Origin of the sequence: Azospirillum doebereinerae (assembly GCF_003989665.1) — a bacterium.
Lineage (GTDB): Bacteria > Pseudomonadota > Alphaproteobacteria > Azospirillales > Azospirillaceae > Azospirillum > Azospirillum doebereinerae.
On sequence record NZ_RZIJ01000031.1, the window covers coordinates 14,731 to 34,128 of the forward strand.

The 19,398-nt window shown below is 66.3% G+C and carries 17 protein-coding genes; 4 read left to right on the forward strand and 13 right to left on the reverse strand.

The annotated features are described in order from the left end of the window. The first annotated feature begins 872 nt into the window (after positions 1-872). Entirely contained in the window at positions 873-1,556 is a 684-nt protein-coding gene (locus EJ913_RS26950) for a hypothetical protein (RefSeq protein WP_127003773.1), read from the forward strand. Positions 1,557-1,696: 140 nt separating this feature from the next. On the opposite strand, the gene glpX is transcribed toward EJ913_RS26950, so the two are convergent. The 5 genes from glpX to EJ913_RS26975 form a co-directional block, all read right to left on the reverse strand. Further along, positions 1,697-2,695: a class II fructose-bisphosphatase gene (gene glpX / locus EJ913_RS26955; RefSeq protein ID WP_185909961.1), complete on the reverse strand. Its 999-nt coding sequence runs from the start codon at positions 2,693-2,695 to the stop codon at positions 1,697-1,699. A gap of 81 nt (positions 2,696-2,776) precedes the next feature. Further along, entirely contained in the window at positions 2,777-4,084 is a 1,308-nt protein-coding gene (locus tag EJ913_RS26960; RefSeq protein ID WP_127003775.1) for a homoserine dehydrogenase, read from the reverse strand. Beyond that, on the reverse strand, positions 4,084-5,358 hold the full coding sequence (locus EJ913_RS26965; RefSeq protein ID WP_127003777.1) for an LL-diaminopimelate aminotransferase: 1,275 nt from the start codon (positions 5,356-5,358) through the stop codon (positions 4,084-4,086). The genes EJ913_RS26960 and EJ913_RS26965 overlap by 1 nt, the downstream gene beginning before the upstream one ends. A 118-nt stretch (positions 5,359-5,476) precedes the next feature. After that, positions 5,477-5,941 carry a response regulator gene (locus EJ913_RS26970; protein ID WP_211099047.1) on the reverse strand — a complete coding sequence of 155 codons (465 nt, stop codon included), beginning with the start codon at positions 5,939-5,941 and terminating at the stop codon, positions 5,477-5,479. Between the two features lie 352 nt (positions 5,942-6,293). Beyond that, the gene (locus EJ913_RS26975) at positions 6,294-6,695 is read right to left on the reverse strand and encodes an ANTAR domain-containing protein (RefSeq protein ID WP_127003779.1); all 402 of its coding nucleotides are present in this window, start codon (positions 6,693-6,695) and stop codon (positions 6,294-6,296) included. Positions 6,696-6,912: 217 nt separating this feature from the next. Between EJ913_RS26975 and EJ913_RS26980 the strand changes: the two genes are divergently transcribed. The 3 genes from EJ913_RS26980 (at position 6,913) to EJ913_RS26990 (ending at position 14,241) form a co-directional block, all read left to right on the forward strand. Beyond that, positions 6,913-7,389: a BLUF domain-containing protein gene (locus EJ913_RS26980; protein ID WP_127003780.1), complete on the forward strand. Its 477-nt coding sequence runs from the start codon at positions 6,913-6,915 to the stop codon at positions 7,387-7,389. A gap of 400 nt (positions 7,390-7,789) precedes the next feature. Further along, on the forward strand, positions 7,790-8,638 hold the full coding sequence (locus EJ913_RS26985; RefSeq protein ID WP_127003782.1) for a DMT family transporter: 849 nt from the start codon (positions 7,790-7,792) through the stop codon (positions 8,636-8,638). A gap of 341 nt (positions 8,639-8,979) precedes the next feature. After that, positions 8,980-14,241 (forward strand): beta strand repeat-containing protein, encoded by a 5,262-nt coding sequence (locus EJ913_RS26990; protein ID WP_127003784.1) that lies wholly within the window; start codon positions 8,980-8,982, stop codon positions 14,239-14,241. Positions 14,242-14,420: 179 nt separating this feature from the next. Here the strand turns inward: EJ913_RS26990 and EJ913_RS26995 are convergent, their stop codons facing one another. The 8 genes from EJ913_RS26995 to EJ913_RS27030 all read right to left on the reverse strand — a co-directional run bounded on the left by EJ913_RS26995 (position 14,421) and on the right by EJ913_RS27030 (position 19,397). Then, a complete protein-coding gene (locus EJ913_RS26995; protein WP_127003786.1) occupies positions 14,421-14,627 on the reverse strand; it encodes a hypothetical protein in 207 nt (68 codons plus the stop codon). Continuing rightward, a complete protein-coding gene (locus EJ913_RS27000; protein ID WP_127003788.1) occupies positions 14,551-14,793 on the reverse strand; it encodes a hypothetical protein in 243 nt (80 codons plus the stop codon). Before EJ913_RS27000 ends, EJ913_RS26995 begins: the two co-directional genes overlap by 77 nt. Beyond that, entirely contained in the window at positions 14,793-15,554 is a 762-nt protein-coding gene (locus tag EJ913_RS27005) for a lysozyme (RefSeq protein WP_127003790.1), read from the reverse strand. Before EJ913_RS27005 ends, EJ913_RS27000 begins: the two co-directional genes overlap by 1 nt. A gap of 226 nt (positions 15,555-15,780) precedes the next feature. Then, positions 15,781-16,461 (reverse strand): DUF4376 domain-containing protein, encoded by a 681-nt coding sequence (locus tag EJ913_RS27010; RefSeq protein WP_127003792.1) that lies wholly within the window; start codon positions 16,459-16,461, stop codon positions 15,781-15,783. A gap of 16 nt (positions 16,462-16,477) precedes the next feature. Beyond that, the gene (locus tag EJ913_RS31930) at positions 16,478-17,149 is read right to left on the reverse strand and encodes a hypothetical protein (RefSeq protein WP_185909962.1); all 672 of its coding nucleotides are present in this window, start codon (positions 17,147-17,149) and stop codon (positions 16,478-16,480) included. Between the two features lie 164 nt (positions 17,150-17,313). After that, entirely contained in the window at positions 17,314-17,736 is a 423-nt protein-coding gene (locus EJ913_RS27020) for a hypothetical protein (protein ID WP_127003794.1), read from the reverse strand. A gap of 18 nt (positions 17,737-17,754) precedes the next feature. Next, a complete protein-coding gene (locus tag EJ913_RS27025) occupies positions 17,755-18,492 on the reverse strand; it encodes a hypothetical protein (protein WP_127003796.1) in 738 nt (245 codons plus the stop codon). Then, positions 18,489-19,397: a hypothetical protein gene (locus tag EJ913_RS27030; RefSeq protein WP_127003798.1), complete on the reverse strand. Its 909-nt coding sequence runs from the start codon at positions 19,395-19,397 to the stop codon at positions 18,489-18,491. The genes EJ913_RS27025 and EJ913_RS27030 overlap by 4 nt, the downstream gene beginning before the upstream one ends. Between the last annotated feature and the right edge of the window lies 1 nt (position 19,398).

Genomic DNA, 19,398 nt, shown 5'->3' on the forward strand with positions numbered 1-19,398 from the left:
GGGAGGGAGGGGGTGTCGAGGTTCGGGCAAGGTTCCGGGCTTGGCGGGCCGCGCCCGGCCTCTGCGGCCCTCGGCCCCCTGGCGCTCCGGCACATTCAAGAAAGTGAAAGGCAGGCTGTCGAGTTCGGCGAGGACGATGCCGACGCGCGACGTGCCCGCCCACCTCCTCAGGTTGACATCCGTCCGCTCAATTAGCACTGTGTTCCTTGGTTGCTGGGGGAAACAGGGCGATGGAGATCGCGACGGTCCGGAAGATCGCGCCAAGGGCGATCCGCAACCCTTCGACAAACGCGCGGAGCGCTTGCCGATCACACTGCGTATCCGATTTTTGAAGAGATGAACGTTTGCCCCGAATCGGCGGCGACGTGTCCGGCAAGGCCGATGTCAGATTTTCCGCGCGCCAAATAATAGCCGACTGAACAATTCAACGTCCTGACATTGAAGCGGCCGGTCAATTGCGTTGGTGAGAAGCATGCACATCAAGCTATCCCTCCCTTCCGACGGTGCGGAACCAGAGCGGAATCGGCGCAAGCTCGAAAAGATCGCGTCGCTGCTCCGGTCCGGGCTCCCAGGGATCGAGGTCGAGCTTGTGGCCGACAACGTCCCCTCCGTGTCCCCTTGGTCTCTGTTGCCCAAGAGCGACGCGATGGAAAGCTCCCGGCCGGCCAATGACGTTCAAGAGGCTTTGGATCCTTCGTCTCTCGCCCCTGTGTCCAGGATGTTTTATTGGGTTGGCTCTGAAATCGCCAAGGAATTTGGCAACCCTGACCGAGTCTATTCAATCGCTCTAAAGATTTTCTTGCTTATAAGCTTTCTCGGTTGGATTCATTTTTTCTATAAAATTCTGAAGAATCATTAGGTAGCATTAAAAAATGCTTAGAACATTTGCCGTCATCATTGCCGGTTACCTTGTATTTCTTTTGGTAAGCTCCATCGTAAAATACAGCGGCTTCATCATACTGCTTTTTTGCATCATTGGCATCGTGAGTTCCGCCCTTGTCGTTCGAACTCATGGAGTCTCGAAGATCCAGGACGGCGAACCGGGCGACCTTGGAAAGCTCACGGTTTTCGGAGCGAAGCTCGTCCTTCTGCTCAGCCTTGGGCTGATGCTCCCGGCGGCGCATCTCATCGTGTGGCGCGTGGGGGAACTGCGGATCGAGCGGCAGAAAAAAGCCGAAGATGACCGGAAGGCGGAAGAGCGCAGGCAGGTGGACGCGGAGAAGGCCCGTCAGAATGAGGAGCAGGAACGCCAAGAGATGCAGCGCCTTGCCACCTCCTGGGGCCTCCCCCTGGACGCGGTGCTGCGGGGCAAGAAGGCGGCGGACATCGCTGCCGTCCATTGCAAGAGCGAAGCGAAGAAGCTCGCGCGTTTCGAAGCGGATTCGAGTTTCTGGGCGTCCGATCTGTCCTCGTGGCGCATGGACAGCGCCAATCTGGTGATTGTCACCGGGAACAATCTGAAGATGAAGAATGGATTCGGTGTGTCCAGATCCGTGGAGTATCGGTGTGGCTACGACTTGAACACCAGGGACACCGTTGTGCTGTCCGTCCAGTGACTGTGGACATGTGGGAATTCGCATCCCCCCTCCCCCACGCCGGCGCACCGGGAAGGCATGAGAAAAGGGCGCGCGGCCTTCGCCGCGCGCCCTTCCTTCGACGGTTCCCTTTGCCCCGGCGGGAACCCGCCGGGCCGGCCTTACTTGACGGCCGACTTGCGGTTCAGGTTGTGGTGTGCCTCGATGTAGCGGACGGTGCCCGACTTGGAGCGCATGATCACCGAGTGGGTGTAGGCGCCGCCGGGGAAGCGGCGGACGCCCTTCAGCATGGCGCCGTCGGTCACGCCGGTGGCGGCGAACATCACGTTGCCGCGCGCCAGCTCGTGCAGGCTGTACTTCTTGTTGAGGTCGGTCACGCCCCACTTGGCGGCGCGGGCCTTCTCGTCGTCGTTGCGGAACAGCAGACGGCCCTGGAACTGGCCGCCGATGCAGCGCAGCGCGGCGGCCGCCAGCACGCCTTCCGGCGCGCCGCCCGAGCCGACATACATGTCGACGCCGGTGCCGGCCTGGCTGGTGGCGATCACGCCCGACACGTCGCCGTCGTTGATCAGCATGATGCGGGCGCCGGCCTCGCGGACCCGCGCGATCAGCTCGGCGTGGCGCGGACGGTTGAGGATGCAGACCAGCAGCTCCTCGACCTCGGTGCCCTTGGCCTTGGCCAGGGCCTTGAGGTTGTTGGCGGGCGTCTCGTCGAGGTCGACGAGGTTGTCCGGCAGGCCGGCGCCGACGGCGATCTTGTCCATGTAGACGTCGGGGGCGTTCAGGAAGCCGCCCTCCTCGGCCATGGCGATGACGGCCAGCGAGTTCGGGCCGCCGGTGGCGCAGATGGTGGTGCCTTCCAGCGGATCGAGCGCGATGTCGACCTTGGGGCCGCTGCCGATGCCGGCGCCGACCTTCTCGCCGATGTAGAGCATCGGCGCCTCGTCGCGCTCGCCCTCGCCGATCACCACGGTGCCGTCGATGTAGAGCGTGTTCAGCGCCTGACGCATCGCGTCGACGGCGGCCTGGTCGGCGAGCTTCTCGTCGCCGCGGCCCATCAGCAGCGAGGCCGACAGGGCCGCCGCCTCGGTGACGCGGACGGCTTCCAGCGCCAGGTTCCGGTCCATGTTGGACAGATCGACATGCGTGGACGTAGACATTCTGTGCTCCCCCCGACTCTGCGGTCGTATTAGGCGGTCGTGTTCAGTGAAGGACGTGCGAGTGTCCGGGCGTGCAAGTGTTCAGAACTGTTCGATGCGGATCATGCGCGGCGGCTCGACCACGGTGTCCTGCGCGGCGATGGTCGCGAGCGCCTTCTGCATGGCCGCCTCGTCGGTGTCGTGGGTGGTGAGGACCACCGGGACGGCTTCGCCCGGGGAACGGCCGCGCTGCAGGAACTGCTCCATGGAGACGTTCTGGTCGCGCATGGCCGCCGCGATATCCGCTATCACACCGGGACGGTCCACGACCATCAGGCGGACGTAGTACGACCCCCGGCGGGATTCCATAGGCGAGGGCGTGGCGGCCCCCAGCGCCCCGGCCGGAACGCCGAAGGTGGGGGTGGAGCGGCCGCGCGCGACGTCGATCAGGTCGGCGACCACGGCGGACGCGGTCGGGCCGGCGCCGGCGCCACGGCCGACGAACAGCACCCGGTCGGCGAAATCGGCCTGCGCCACCACGGCGTTGAACACCCCGTCCACCGAGGCGATCGGCGCCGATTTCGGCACCATGCAGGGATGGACGCGCTGCTCGATCCCGGCGTCGGTGCGCCGCGCGATGCCCAGCAGCTTGATGCGGAAACCGAGCTGGTCGGCGTAGTCGAAATCGACCGCCGACACGTGGCGGATGCCCTCGATGTGGACCGAGCCGAAATCGACCGGCGTGCCGAAGGCGACCGAGGCCAGCACCGCCAGCTTGTGCGCCGCGTCGACCCCGTCGATGTCGAAGCTGGGGTCGGCCTCGGCGTAGCCCAGCGCCTGCGCGTCGGCCAGCACGTCCGCGAAGTCGCGGCCGGTGGTGCGCATCTCGGTCAGGATGTAGTTGCAGGTGCCGTTGAGGATGCCGTGGATCTCGGTGACCCGGTTGCCGGCCAGCCCCTCGCGCAGCCCCTTGATGATCGGGATGCCGCCGGCCACCGCCGCCTCGAAGGCGACGGTCAGGCCCTTGCCCTCGGCCTTCAGCGCGATCTCGGTGCCGTGGACGGCCAGCAGCGCCTTGTTGGCGGTGACGACGTGCTTGCCGGTCTCCAGCGCGGTGGCGACGGTGTCGCGCGCCGGGCCTTCCGACCCGCCGATCAGCTCGACCACCAGATCGGCGTCGGGATCGGCGGCCAGCGCCACCGGATCGTCGTACCAGCGGACCGCCGACAGGTCGACGCCACGGTCCTTGCCCCTGGAACGGGCGCTGACCGCGACCACCTCGATGCGGCGGCCGCAGCGCTGCTCGATCAGCGCGCCTTGCGCCGCCAGCAGCTTCAGGACGCCGGCGCCGACGGTGCCGAGGCCTGCGACCGCGATCTTCAGGGGGGCGGCTTTGGGGGCTTGCGGCATCAGGCTTTCGCTTTCTCGGAGTCCAGGAGTTCGGCGCGGGCGGCGGGATCCTTGCTGGCGGCGGCGCCGCCGGCGTTGGACCGGAAGAAGTCCTTGATGTTGCGGGTCGCCTGGCGGATGCGGTGGACGTTCTCCACCATCGCCAGACGGACGTGGCCGTCGCCGTATTCGCCGAAGCCGATGCCGGGCGCGACCGCGACCTCGGCCTCCTGCAGCAGCAGCTTGGAGAACTCCAGCGAGCCCAGATGGGCGAATTGCGGCGGGATCGGCGCCCAGGCGAACATCGAGGCCGACGGGCTCGGCACCTCCCAGCCGGCGGCGGCCAGCCCCTCGATCATCACGTCGCGGCGCTGCCGGTACATGTCGCGGACCTGCTGCACGCAGTCCTGCGGGCCGTTCAGCGCGGCGGTCGCGGCGACCTGGATCGGCGTGAAGGCGCCGTAGTCGAGGTAGGACTTGATGCGGGCCAGCGCGGTGATCAGCGTCTTGTTGCCCGACGCGAAGCCGATGCGCCAGCCGGCCATCGAATAGGTCTTCGACATCGAGGTGAACTCGACCGCGATCTCGCGCGCCTCGGGGATCTCCAGGATCGAGGGCGGCGGCTCGCCGTCGAAGAAGATCTCGGCGTAGGCCAGATCGGACAGGATGTAGATGCCGTGCTTGCGGCAGAACTCGACGATCGGGCGGTAGAAGTCCAGCCCGACCACCTCGGCGGTCGGGTTCGACGGGTAGTTCAGCACCAGCGCCAGCGGCTTGGGCACGCTGTGGCGCACGGCGCGCTCCAGCATGATCATGAAGCTGTCGATGTCGGTCGAGGCGCCGTTCTCCATGCCCACCGGCAGGTGGCGCACCGAGGCGCCGGCCAGGATGAAGCCGAAGGGGTGGATCGGGTAGCTGGGATTCGGCACCAGGATGATGTCGCCCGGGCTGGTGATCGCCTGGGCGAGGTTGGCCAGCCCCTCCTTCGACCCGATGGTGACGATGGTCTCCGTCTCGGGGTCGATGTCGACGTTGAAGCGGCGCTTGTAATAGGCGGCGTGCGCCTTGCGCAGGCCGGGGATGCCGCGCGAGTTCGAGTAGCGGTGCGTCTTGGGATCGCGCACGGCCTCGACCAGCTTGTCGACGATGTGCTGCGGGGTCGCCTGGTCGGGATTGCCCATGCCGAGGTCGATGATGTCCGCGCCGTTAGCTCGGGCTCGTGCCTTCATCGCGTTCACCTCGGCGAACACGTAGGGGGGAAGGCGCTTGATGCGATGGAATTCGGTGTTGGACATGGCGACGCTCCGGAAGACCACTCCGGTCACGCCACGAACCCAATTACCCTGCGGACCGGGACCCACCTTCTACCGCCGGGACGCGGCGGAAGCGAGGCAAATCTCGCGGGAAAAGCGGTCACGGCGCCGCGTCGCCCCCGCCCGGCTTGCGCCAGAGGCGTTCCTGGTCGAAATCGAAGGGGATGTCGGTCAGGGTCTCCCGGGCGAAGGCCATCACCCGCCGCAGATCCGATTCGGTGAAGGGCTTGCGCAGGATGTGCAGGGGGCCGGTGCGGATGGCCTGGGCCAGATCCTCGCCCTGGAGGTTCGCGGACACGAAGATCGACAGGATGTTCCAGCGTTCCCGCAGGGTGCAGGACAACGAAATGCCGTCCGGTCCCGGACCGAGCCGGATGTCGAGCAGCGCGAAATCCGGCCGCGCGCCGGATTCGATCCCGGCTTCGATCAGGGCGAACGCCTCCGCCGCGTCCCCGGCGGCGATCACCGCGTGGCCCCAGGATTCCAGCAGTTCGGCGGTCGTCAGCCGGAGGAGGGCGTCGTTCTCCACGATCAGGACGGTGGATGTTTCGCTGTTGGTCGGCACCCTGGACCTCGCGCTGGAACAAAGGGGCAAAGCCGCCGCCCCGTTTTTCCCGTATTGGCCCCACGGGTGCCCGCGATGGCAAGCGACAATCGCCGCCATTTCCACAAAAAATTTATTGGAATTGTTCGAAACCCGGCCATCTGACAGGGACCCGAACGGTCGTCGCGCATTCCAGGGTTTCGGACGTGAGCAAATTCCGCGCGTGCCGCTCAGGCCCTGGGCCGCTTCGGGGGGGGGGGCGCCTCGGCGTTGGGAGCGTCCTTTCAAACATGTGCGCCGCAGAAGCGTGGACGGCCAGCGGCCCGAGGCCGGGGTTCCGAAAACAGGCATTCTCGGACACTCTCGGGAAGGCTCAGGACGTGCATGAGTCATGGATGGCTCGGTTGCGGGCAATGGCTTGAACAATCGCCGCGTGAAGAGCGTCCGGAGAGCAGGGCATTTCCAGGACCGTCCCGTCGCCTTGGCGCTGACGGAGCAAGCCGGGATCCTCGGTGATGCTGAGCGCCGGGATTGGGTGGCCGACTTCCGCTTCAACCCGGCTCGCGACCTGGGCGCCGGTGTTCCGATCGGTCTGCGGGGAGATCAGCATCACATCGGGATGCACCCCCTCCTCTTGGATCGCCTGGAGGATGTCGTCGGGCCGGTCGCCCGAGACGACGTGGCATCCCCAACTTTCCAACAAGGCTTCAACGCTCAGCCGCAGGATCGCGTTGCCTTCGAACACCACGACGACAGCGCCCTCGATCGTATCCACGGCGGATCCTTCCGTTGATGAACAGCGCGTTTGAGGGATTTGCCTTGCCCATTCCATGGCAAGGGCTTTTCCATGCGCCCAACGGCGGAGCCCGTCATTAACCTGTGACAGACCATGACCTTCGTCCGATGGCGGGACCATCCATCCTTGCCGAACCAAGACGTTGCCCTGCCCTTGGCTCTTTATCGGCTGGAAACGCCCGGGAAACTCTCCGTTTTTGAACGACGAAACCTACATCCCTTGCCCAAGAGGAATCCTGTCGGAGGCGGTGATGCTGTTGACTTTATCGTACGTAAGCGTTGCACGCAGACCGGTGCATTCAAAGGAACTGGCTGAGCTTGCTGAAAAATATCGAAGGAACAATGCACGAAACGATATAACCGGAATGCTTCTTTATCACGACCTAAGGTTTATGCAGGTCATCGAAGGACCAATGTCCAACATAAGAACTCTTTTCGAGAATATCAAAAGCGACCCGCTGCACGATCAGATCCTCAAAATTTTCGAGGACCCCATTCAGAACCGGGAATTCTTGAACTGGAGCCTTGGGGTGGTGAACGGCTCCAGCCTCGGGCTGGAGGATCAGACCCTTCTGAACCGCTTCCTGGAGGACGCGGGCGCCCAACCGACCACGCCTGGGTTGGCCGGACAAGGCAGCCGGATGCTGAGGCATTTCCGGAACGCCATGCTGTAACGGGGGTTGGCGGCCCCGCTCGAGTCGGCGGCGTGCGCGGGCCGGCCTCGACATCCGCGCAAGACCTCGACACGGAGGCTGGAAGCGGTCGCATGGACACCGGCGGGGGGCCAAAAGAAAAAGCCTTGGAACCGTTGGGTTCCAAGGCTTTTCCGATCCATCCGGAACTGGTCGGAGCGACAGGATTTGAACCTGCGACCCCCAGACCCCCAGGCTTGCGTGTGACTGCTAAGGTATTGAAATTGAAAAAGAGTACAGCCTAAAAAATCTGCCGATTGGGAGCGAGTTCTGCCCAATTCCCCAAACGAACTCCCAAACCGATTCATGCCTTCCCCGTCCCTATGTTCAAAGGGACGGGTACTCGGATAATATCATCGCATAGTAGCGAGACGAGGGCTTAATGCGCGCGCAGCTTGCCAGCATTTTCGGCATGATCGGAGCGATGAGCATGACGGCTCAGGCTGTCGCCTGGGCGCTCGCCTCCAGCATCACGTTTCAGGCGCTAAGCACCCTTATGAAGATGCTGGGCGCCTCCCTGCCTCCTCTGGAAATCGCCTTTGTCCGGGGCGCCGCCGCCCTGGTGCTGGTCGCGGTGACGTGGCAGGCCTTGCGCGACCTCCGATCCCTGCCGGATCCGAATATCCACCTTCTGCGTGCCGGCCTGGGCACGGTCGCGTTGCTGTGCAGCGTCTATGCCCTCTCCACCAAGCTGCCGTTGGCGCTGGTCTCGATCATCCTCTACAGTCGCATCCTGATGATGATCCCGCTCGCGCGTGTCACGCTGGGCGAGCGGGCTGGACCAGCACTGTGGGCCGCGACGCTGATCGGATTCGGTGGAGTCGTGCTGGCGGTGTCTCCAAGCCTTACCCTGCCCGACCAACTCCTCGGCGTGGCGGCGATGATCGCGGCGGCGGTGACCTCGGCCGGCTCTCAGCTCGCGGTCCGCCGCCTGACCCTGACCACGCCCAGCTCCGTGATCGTCGCCGCGTATGCCGCTCTCAGCACCCTGCTGCTGGTGGTGCCGGCCGCATGGGTGTGGGTGACCCCGACGCTGGCCGAGGCGGGTGGCCTGCTGGGGATCGGGCTGTTCGGCATGGCCGCGCTGTACTGCACCGCCCAGGCCTATCGATTCGCCCCGGCCACCATCGTGGCGCCACTCAGCTTTATCGAGATCCCGCTGGCCGCTGCCTTGGACTACAGCCTATGGGGCAGCCGCCGACATGGCAGACGGTGGTTGGCGCCGCTGTGATCGTTGCCGCCACCTATGGCGTGACCACGATCAACCGTCGGCGCTGATGGCCGAGACAGCGGCTTTGTGCCAAAACCAGACATGGCTGCGAATCTGAAGGCCAAGTGATTTCCCGAAAACCTGGCCGATAAGCACGCCTCTGGAAAATCGTTAATCTGGGGTTTGCGAAAATTCTAATTTATTTAAGAAACAGTCACGTCGATAGTTTAACATATATACTAACCCTGCAAAAATTTGACGGGAAATGAATTTAATCGTGTTTTCTGTTGAGTTATTTATTTTAAAAGAATTAGTATAAAATTCTGTAATTTCGCTTCAGAATTCAATTATAGGATATAGCAATGCCTCTCAAGTCTCTTCTTGTTTCAAATGAAGCGCGCGTCAATACGTACACAACGGATGTTCAAGCAAACGCGGCGGTGACCGTACTGGCGAGCGGCCAGTCGGTGGTGACCTGGACCTCGATCGGCCAGGACGGTAGCCTGCACGGCGTTTACGCCCAGCAATACGACGCGGGCGGCAACGCGGTCGGCGGGGAGTTCCGGGTCAACACCTACACCAACAATGCCCAGACGACCTCGCGCATCGCCGCCCTGAACGATGGCGGCTATGTGATCGTCTGGCATTCCATCGGCCAGGACGGCAGCGGCTACGGCGTTTACGGCCAGCGCTTCGACGCCGGCGGGCTTCGGGTCGGCGGCGAGTTCCACATCAGCACCGGTATGCTCACCTACGATCAGGGCGCTCCCAAGGTGGCGGCGCTGGCGGATGGCGGCTTCATCGTCGCCTGGGAGCAGAGCGAGCCCGACAACGTCGGCAGCGACATCTACGCGCAGCGCTTCAACGCCAGCGGCGCGGCGGTCGGCGGCAACGTGATGATCGACGGCGGCGACGCCAACGGGCTCCAGACGGTTCCTGCGGTCGCCGGGTTGCCGAATGGCGGCTACGTCGTGGTGTGGGGCACGAACGTCGCGCCCGGAACCGAAGGCACCGACATCGCCGGCCGCGTGTACGATGCCTCGGGCACGCCGGTCGGGCCGGCGTTCCAGGTGAACAGCTTCCTGGCTCCAGGAAGCGCGGTGGCGAACGACAGCGACCCCAACGTGGCCGCGCTGGAGGGCGGCGGCTTTGTGGTGACGTGGAATTCGACCAACCACGACGGCAGCGGCAGCGGTGTGTACGGGCAGCGTTTCGACGCTGCGGGCACGCCCATCGGGAGCGAGTTCCAGTTGTCGACCTACACCACGGGCGACCAGACCGACGCCTGGGTTTCCGCGCTGGCCGGGGGCGGCTTCGTGGCGGCCTGGACTTCGTCGGGACAGGACGGCAGCGGCAAGGGTGTTTACGCGCAGCGTTTCAGCCAGGACGGCGTCAAGGTGGGCGGTGAGTTCCGGTTGTCCGACGTCACCGCCGGGGATCAGGTGCGGCCTCGGGTCGCGGCGCGGCCGGACGGAGGCTTCGTCGTTGCTTACGAGAGCCCCGATGCCAACTCCTCCGGCGTCTACTATAGGACTTTCTCTGCCAGCACCTTGGCGCCAATCGTGTCTGCCAACGAGGTGGAGACGTCGGTGAACACCACGCTCAACGCGAGCGTCTTAGTCTCGCAAGGCCACGCTCAAGGCCCGCAGTATGCCCAGGGAGGGCTTCAGCAAGTATCCTATTATGAGTTTGTCGATCTCGACGACCGCACCGACAGTGGATACTTCACCATCAACGGCGTCGGGCAGCAAGCAGGGAAGGTCATCCATGTTTCTGCCGAGCAGATCGGAAGCCTACGCTATATCAGTGGCGCCACGCCAAACCAGAATGATTTTCTGGTTCGAGTGTTTGATGGGATCCATCTCAGTAATTGGTCCGAAGGAACAGTGGTTGGTTACGCTCCGTCTGAGACGCTCACCGCGACGGCCCAGTCGCGCGTCAATACGTACACAACGGATGTTCAGGCAAACGCGGCGGTGACCGTACTGGCGAGCGGCCAGTCGGTGGTGACCTGGACCTCGATCGGCCAGGACGGTAGCCTGCACGGCGTTTACGCCCAGCAATACGACGCGGGCGGCAACGCGGTCGGCGGGGAGTTCCGGGTCAACACCTACACCAACAATGCCCAGACGACCTCGCGCATCGCCGCCCTGAACGATGGCGGCTATGTGATCGTCTGGCATTCCATCGGCCAGGACGGCAGCGGCTACGGCGTTTACGGCCAGCGCTTCGACGCCGGCGGGCTTCGGGTCGGCGGCGAGTTCCACATCAGCACCGGTATGCTCACCTACGATCAGGGCGCTCCCAAGGTGGCGGCGCTGGCGGATGGCGGCTTCATCGTCGCCTGGGAGCAGAGCGAGCCCGACAACGTCGGCAGCGACATCTACGCGCAGCGCTTCAACGCCAGCGGCGCGGCGGTCGGCGGCAACGTGATGATCGACGGCGGCGACGCCAACGGGCTCCAGACGGTTCCTGCGGTCGCCGGGTTGCCGAATGGCGGCTACGTCGTGGTGTGGGGCACGAACGTCGCGCCCGGAACCGAAGGCACCGACATCGCCGGCCGCGTGTACGATGCCTCGGGCACGCCGGTCGGGCCGGCGTTCCAGGTGAACAGCTTCCTGGCTCCAGGAAGCGCGGTGGCGAACGACAGCGACCCCAACGTGGCCGCGCTGGAGGGCGGCGGCTTTGTGGTGACGTGGAATTCGACCAACCACGACGGCAGCGGCAGCGGTGTGTACGGGCAGCGTTTCGACGCTGCGGGCACGCCCATCGGGAGCGAGTTCCAGTTGTCGACCTACACCACGGGCGACCAGACCGACGCCTGGGTTTCCGCGCTGGCCGGGGGCGGCTTCGTGGCGGCCTGGACTTCGTCGGGACAGGACGGCAGCGGCAAGGGTGTTTACGCGCAGCGTTTCAGCCAGGACGGCGTCAAGGTGGGCGGTGAGTTCCGGTTGTCCGACGTCACCGCCGGGGATCAGGTGCGGCCTCGGGTCGCGGCGCGGCCGGACGGAGGCTTCGTCGTTGCTTACGAGAGCCCCGATGCCAGCTCCTCCGGCGTCTACCGCCGAGTCTTTTCGGCAACCACGCCCGATCCCGTTCCCTACGCGGTGGTGCATGCCCCTGCCGGAGGGGGAACGGCTTCAGGCTCTGCCATGAGTGATCGGATAATCGGCGGTCCAGGAGCCGACACACTTTTGGGCGGTGCCAGCCGGGATGTGCTTTACGGCGCGGACGGCGCGGACGTGCTGGATGGACAAGGTGGAGACGATCTCCTCGTGGGTGGAGCGGGAAACGATATTTACATCGTTTCGGACACCGGCGACGTGGTTTTAGAGCTGCCAAACGAAGGGCACGATGAGGTTAGGACATCGCTTGCCATCTATGGGCTGGGGAACGACATCGAGGATCTGAGATACAGCGGAAGCGGGCACTTCACCGGTGTCGGCAACACTTTGAACAACCTCATCGTCGGCGGTAGCGGGAACGACACGCTTGATGGAGGTTTTGGCAGCGATACTTTGGTCGGCGGGAGCGGCAATGACATCTATGTCGTGGACAACGTCGGTGATGTCGTAACCGAACTGGCCGGCGAAGGCGTCGACGAAATCCGCGTTACGCTGGCGGCCTACACACTGGGCACCAATCTGGAGAATCTTTCCTACATCGGCGGCGGCAATTTCGCCGGGACCGGCAACGGCCTGGATAACATGATTGTCGGCGGTGGCGGGAACGATACGCTTTTCGGACTGGAGGGGGCCGACACCCTGTTCGGAAATGCCGGCCAGGATTGGCTGGATGGAGGAATGGGTGCCGACAGCTTGCTCGGAGGGCTCGGTAACGACACTTACATCATCGACGACATCGGCGATGTGGTGGTGGAACTGGCTGGCCAAGGCAGCGACACAGTGCGTAGCGCCATTGACTATACGCTGGGCACCAACGTCGAGGCACTGGTGTTGACCGGGGGAGCCCTGACGGGCACTGGTAACGCGCTCAACAACAACCTGATCGGCACTGCCGCTGCCAACACGCTGATTGGCTTGGACGGCAATGACACGCTCAACGGCGGGGCCGGAGCCGACACGCTGATTGGCGGAACCGGCAACGACACCTACGTGATAGACAATGTTGGCGATGTGCTGATCGAATTGCCGGGTGAGGGCACCGACACGGTGCAGAGTTCAATCAGTTACACCCTACTGGCCGATTTTGAGAATCTTACCCTGACTGGTTCGGCTGCCATTGCCGGAACCGGCAACGCGGCCAACAACCTGCTAACCGGCAATGGTGCCGCCAATCTGCTGACCGGGCTGGAGGGCGATGACACGCTGAATGGTGGCGGTGGTGCCGACACGCTGATCGGGGGCACCGGCAACGACACCTACGTTGTCGACAATGTCGGCGACATGGTGACGGAGTTGGCCGGCGAAGGGATCGATACGGTAAACGCCTCGATCGGCTGGACGCTGGGCGCCAACATCGACAACCTGACACTGACCGGCTCGGTGGCGATCAGCGCCACCGGCAACGAACTGAACAACGTGCTGACCGGTAACGGCGGTGCCAACCTCCTCGACGGCGGGCTGGGGGCGGACAGCATGGCCGGCGGGGCTGGCAACGACGTCTACATCGTCGACGATGCCGGCGACGTGGTGACGGAACTGGCCGGCCAGGGCAGCGACGAGGTCCGCACCAGCCTGTCGAGCTACCTGCTGGGCGCCAATGTCGAGGCCCTGACCTCCACCGGCACGGGCGACTTTACCGGCACCGGCAACGCGCTCGACAACCGGCTGACCGGAGGGCTCGGCAACGACACGCTCAGCGGCGGCGATGGGGCCGACACCCTGGATGGCGGGGCGGGGAGCAACCTGCTGATCGGCGGGGCTGGCAACGACGTCTATCTCGTCGGCAACCTCGGCGATCAGGTGGTCGAACTGGCTGGCGAGGGCATCGACGAGGTGCGAACCGCCCTGACCGGCTACACCCTGACCGAGGGGGTGGAAACCCTGACCTACACTGGCACGGCGGCATTTGCCGGAACCGGCAATGCGCTGGACAACCTGATCGCGGGCGGCACGGGCACCGACACGCTGGATGGTGGACTCGGTGCAGATACCCTGATCGGCGGGCTCGGCGACGATGTCTATGTGGTGGACAGCGTCGGCGACACGGTGATCGAAGGTGTCGACGCCGGCATCGACGAGGTGCGGACCACCCTGTCGGCCTTTACGCTGGGCGACAACATGGAGCGGCTGGTGTTCCAGGGCGGCGATGCCAGCGGCATCGGCAACGGTCTGGACAACTGGCTGGCGGGGAACGTCGGGAACGACACGCTCGATGGCGGTGCCGGCAATGACACGCTGCTGGGCGGCCTGGGCAACGACGTACTGACCGGCGGCAGCGGTGCCGATCTGTTCGCGTTCGCCTCGGGGGACGGCTTGGACACCATCACCGACTTCGACGCGGCCCAGGGCGACCGGATCGGTCTGGCGGCTGGTCAGGCCTACAGCGTGGACATCAACGCGAGTGGCGACGCGGTGATCGTCTACGGCACCAGCGACATCGTCACCCTGGTCGGCATCCAACCTGCCGCGGTGTCGAGCGCTTGGTTCGTGACGCTCTGAACCGGCAAGGGGGGGGAGGCTCCGGCCCGCCTCCCCTTGCTCCGGCACCGTGTCCGTCAAAGGGTGGCAAAGCGGACGCCTTGGGTATGGCATCCAAAGTCCGCTTTGGGTCAGAAACTGCCATCAACCGGCAACCCTGATAGCCAAACCGTTCCCCAGGGAACGGTTTGGCCCCGCCTTCAGCGCGCGGGTTTCCACCCGCACAGCCGCGCCCCGGTACGGTTGTGCGCGAGGAGTTGCTCCGCCGTGCCCTCGGTCAGCGTGTCGGCCCGGCTGACGTAGACCGGGCGGAACGCCGCGCAACTCCCCTCAGTCGCGGGACCATTGGTCGCGCAGCCGGTCAGCAGCGCCAGGGCCAGCCCGGCGCAGATCGTCCTCGATGTCATGGCGCACCTGTGCGTTCTGGAGTGTCTGGGTGGTCGCCTCGGCGGCGGCGTCCTGCCGCCCGGCCCGGCGCTGGGCGGCGCCGAAGGTGACGATCGCCAGCAGCACGGCGCCGATGGCGATCAGGATGGGACCGACCCGGCCCCACAGCGCGGCAAGGATGGCCATCACGCCGCCTTGCGCTGGTCGTCCCAGCGCCGGACCAGCATCACCACCACCGCCACGCCCAGCAGCGCGGCGACGCCCCAGCCCAAGGCGCCGGAGGGCAGCGCCTCCAGCAGGCCGCGCACCGACTCCGACACGTCGCGGGCTTGGTCGATCACCACCGCGACGGTGGCCAGCCCCAGCGCGCCACCACCGGACTGCACCGCCACCGACTGCGTCATCGGCTTCATGGCCGGCGCCGGCTCGGGCGAGCGCGTGACCGGGGTGTCGGTGTCGGACAGGAACAGCGCCACCTCGGCCGCGCGCCGCTTGACCAAGCCGGCCATCACCTTCCCATCCCCGCGCGTCCACTTGCTGAACTCGGCCGACGCACCGGCGTGGTCCCCGGCGTTGAGCTTGACCAACAGCGTCGAGGGCTTGCCGGTCTTCAGGGTGACGAACCCGTCCTTGCCGGTGTCCTTGCCCTTGGCTTTCCGGCCGGCACCGACGTTGAAGACGAAGGAGACCAGCGCACCGAACTGGGCGTCGGTCAGCGGCGCGGTGACGACGCGGTCGACCAACTCCGCCGCCTCGGCCAGATCGGCGGCCAGCAGTTCCTCGGCGCGCGCCTGGGTGATGGTCAGGCCGGGGTGAACGTCCGCCCCGGTGTGACCGAAGCCGATCGTCCACGGAGCGCCGCCGCTGGCGGGATCCGGGTAGGCGGTGAGGCGCAGGCCCTCGGCGGCCTTCACCAGCTCGATGCAGGATTGCGGAACGGCGCGCATGGATGTCTCCTTCAGCACGAAAAAGCCGCCGGGCGCGGGCCGGGCGGCGTGGTTGACGAATCGGAGGGGGGCGGGTTCGGTTGTGGGCGGCGGGTTGCGCTGTCCGACCTCCGAAGCGGTCGGAAAAATCGACATGCCACCGTCAGACAGTCAGCGCGACCGCGAGAGCGGCGTCGATGCCCAGGCTGCCGGTCGGTCGATCGGGGTTGGAATGTTGTCGCGGTGGTCAGTCGGGCCAGCCGGCCAGCTCTTCCACTACAGCCGGATCGCCGGCCAGGGCGGCATCCTTCAAATCGCGGGCATGCTGCATGGTGAGGCCGTACCAGTTGCCCACCGACGCGGCGAGGGCGATGCCGTCCATCGGCGTGGACAGCGGTACCCGCTCGTTGTCCATGGCGATCCAGCCCCGCGCGTAGCCCTCGCCCCACGGCGCCGCGCCACTGGTTGCCAGGATCGCCGCCGACACCATGCCGCCCAGGTCGGCCCGCCCCTTGTCGGACACCTCGATCCGCTTCTCGGCGTAGGGCGCACCGATGGAGAGCCGGCGGTCACGTTCACCATTGATGGCGGCCACCTTGGCAACGCGGGCCGCAGAAAGCCGCGCAGCCTCGCGCGCCTCGATCTCGGCCGGCGTCAGGTTGACCACCAGCGGCCGGACGATGACGACGTGGGCCTCGCCGTCGGGCACCTCCTCCGCTTGATCCGATACGCGCTGCGTCTCCGGATCGTGGTCGGTCGTGCCCCTCACCTGCGGCCAGTAGCCGAGACCTTGGTACGCCTGCGGGCAGGGATCGAGCGCGACCGGCAGATCCGCCAAGCTCTCGGGAGCAAGCCCGACCAGCTCGGTCGGCAGCGGAGCGGCGGGACCGAGGAGTGCCCGGTCTGCGGTGCGGATTGGGTAATGCATGGTCGGTCAACCCCGGTCAGATTTGGAAGATGCGCCCTTGCCGGACGAGCAGGCCCACCCGCGCGCCCGTGTAGAGAAACGTTGCGGTCTCACCGCTGGGCGAAATGAAGAACGCTTCGCCCGAGCCGCCCCGGACGCTGGAACTGGCGGCGACACCCAGCGCCACACCTGCGACGTAGCCGTATTCACTGCTCGCCGCTGCCGCGCTGCCCACGAGCGTGCAGAGAGGCGAAACGAAGCTGGACCCGTACCCGCCCGCTTGGCTGGGAGCCGAATTGGTGCTGCTCCCGCAGCCGCCGCCGCCGCCGCCCCACCGCCCTCCCGAGCCGCCGCCGCCGGGGTTGTCGGTGTTGTTGGCGGCGGGTCCGCCGGCACCGCCGTTGGGACCGCTGCCCGCCGACCCGTTGCCGCCCGCCGCACCAGCCGCCGTGTCGGTGGCGTGCCCCCCACTGCCGTTGTAGGCGATGCCCCCACCTGGGGAGCCGGCTGAAACGAGCAAGAGGCTGCCGCGCAGGTAGAGCGAGCTGCGGGCACCGCCGCCGCCAGCGGTGTTGGGCGATCCGTTGGAGGCGCCGGGGGGACCGCCGTTGCCGCCGGCCGGGTCCGGCGTGGTCCCCTGTCCGCCCATGATGCCACCCTGCCCGATGTAGAGGTCGAGTGTGTCACCATCGGCCAGCGGCACATCCACGACATATCCAGCTATAGTGTCGCTCGGCCGAGACGAGCCGGCACCACCCGCCCCGCCCCACAGCTTGATGCGCCACACTCCAGAGGCAGCCGTGCGGGTCGCCACCGACGGCGCCCGGCCCAGCGCCCGGCCCATTCGCCCGAAAGGTCGGAAACCCGGCATGGTCAGACACTCCCCGTGTAGCCGCGCCCCTGGGCGTGCCAGCTGAAGCCGGCGGCCAGAGCCACGCTGGTGCCGACGAAAAGCTGCTCGTTGCCGGCCAGCAGCAACAGGTTGCTGTCCGAAAAGCCGAAATCGACCGCCGTCGCTGCGGCGGTTGTCGAAACCGTGGTGGCGGCGACCAGCTTAGCGGCGATCAGCCTCTTGGTGGTGCCGGTGTCCTTGCTGGCGTAGAGGTAGGCCACGGTCGCCGCACAGGTGGCGCATGGCAGCACGGTGAGGCCGTTGATCTCGGCGCCGTCGCTCGGCGCCGTCAGCAGCGGGACTGTGTTGTCGGGAGTGCCGGTCAGTGTGACGTTGGCCGCCGTGGTCACGGCGTTGCCCGACACCAAGGTCTGCGGGAAAACGGCGGTGGACTTGGTCGCCATGCTGGGAAACTCCGGTTGTCAGAGGAAGGACGCCGCGAGGGCGTGCTGTTGAGCGAGAGACAGGCCGACGTCGCCCGTCAGGAAGCCGGTACCGCTGGGGTTGACGATCAGGCTCTTGCCCGCATCGGCGGCCGAGACGATGGGCAGGTTCACCCCGGCGGCGGCGGCTTGCGCCTGCGCCGCCGCCGCGTCGGCCGCCAGCCGGTCGGTGTGCGTCGCGCTTTTGTCGGCGGCGACCGTGGCCTTGTCCGCCGCCACCGCCAGCCGGTCGGCCGCCGTGGCGGCTGCGTCGGCGTCGGCCGCCACGCGATCGGCGTGCGTCGCCGTCTTGTCCGTGGCGACGGCCAGCCGGTCGGCGGCGGTCGCCTGGGCGTCAGCGTCGGCCGCGACCCGGTCGGCATGGACCGCCGTCTTGTCGGCCGCCACCGCCAGCCGGTCGGCCGCCGTCGCCTGGGCGTCGGCATCGGCCACCACGCGATCGGTGTGCGCCGCCGCCGCGCTGCCCGCCGCCCCGGCGGCGCTGCCGGCGGCGGCGGTGGCCGACCCGGTGGCGGCGGTCTCGCTCGCCGCCATGCTGGTCAGCGCCTCGCCCACGCCCTTGAGGCCGGTGCCGAGGTCGCGGATGCAGGGATCCCAGTTCTGCGCCATGCCGTCCGGCCCGGTCATGCCGCCAGGGTTCAGCGCCGTCTTCTCATCGCCGTTGTAGTAGGTCAGCAGCCGGTTGGCCGCTCCCAGCATGTCCGTGAGCCAACTCATGTCGTGACCTCGCCGAGGGAAAGGGTGGAGGCGGTGTGCCGGTCGTTGAGGTACTTGTGGGCATAGTCCTCAAGGACTTGGTAGAGCCCGCCGTAGCGGAAGCAATCGAAGGGGCTGTCGGTGTCGGGCAGCCACACCGCCGGGCGGTCGGCGTCCAGGAAGGTGACGAGGTCGTAGAGACGGTCGCGGTCGCCGGCCTCGTTGACCTGCCGGTCCAGCGTGGCCAGCCGCCGGCCGCGCCCCGGCTCCACCGAGACGCCGCCGCCGGCCAGCTCGGTGACCTTGCCGCCGCGCTTGTAGCCCTCGCCCGAACCGCCGACGTGCCGCTCGAACTGGAGGCTGTCGCCCGCCCAAGCGTGGCCGATGCGATAGGCGGTCTCGCTGGTGCTGTAACCCGAGCCGAGGACGCGGTAGGCCGGACCGTAGACGGTCCAGCGCAGCACCTGGGCCGAGACCAGCGGCAGGACGACGTGGATGTTCGTCGGGTAGCGCAGGTATTCCCGCGCGCCCAGCTGGCCGAACAGGGTGTTTTCCGCGCCGAAGCGCAGGGTCTTGGGATCGTACAGCCCCGGCAGCACCAGCCGGTCGATGCCGACCACGCCCTGGGTGCTGAAGGCGAGCGCATCGCGTGCCGTCGTCTTGAACGCCTCGAAGCGCACCCGGCCGGTCTTCCAGAAATTCGTCCGGAAGAGGCCGGCGTAGGTCAAGAAGGTCGGCCGCTCGAACTCGATCTCGAAGACCACCGGGGCGTCCACGGTGCCGATCCGGGTGGAGACGGCGGCGTCGACCAGCGGCAGGCCCTTCATGGCGTCGAGCGGCGCCGTCAGGCTCCAGTCGCCGGCCGCGCCGGTGACCGCGCAGGGTTGTTCGGCAACCTCGTTGATGTGGGCCAGGAGTCCCGCCATG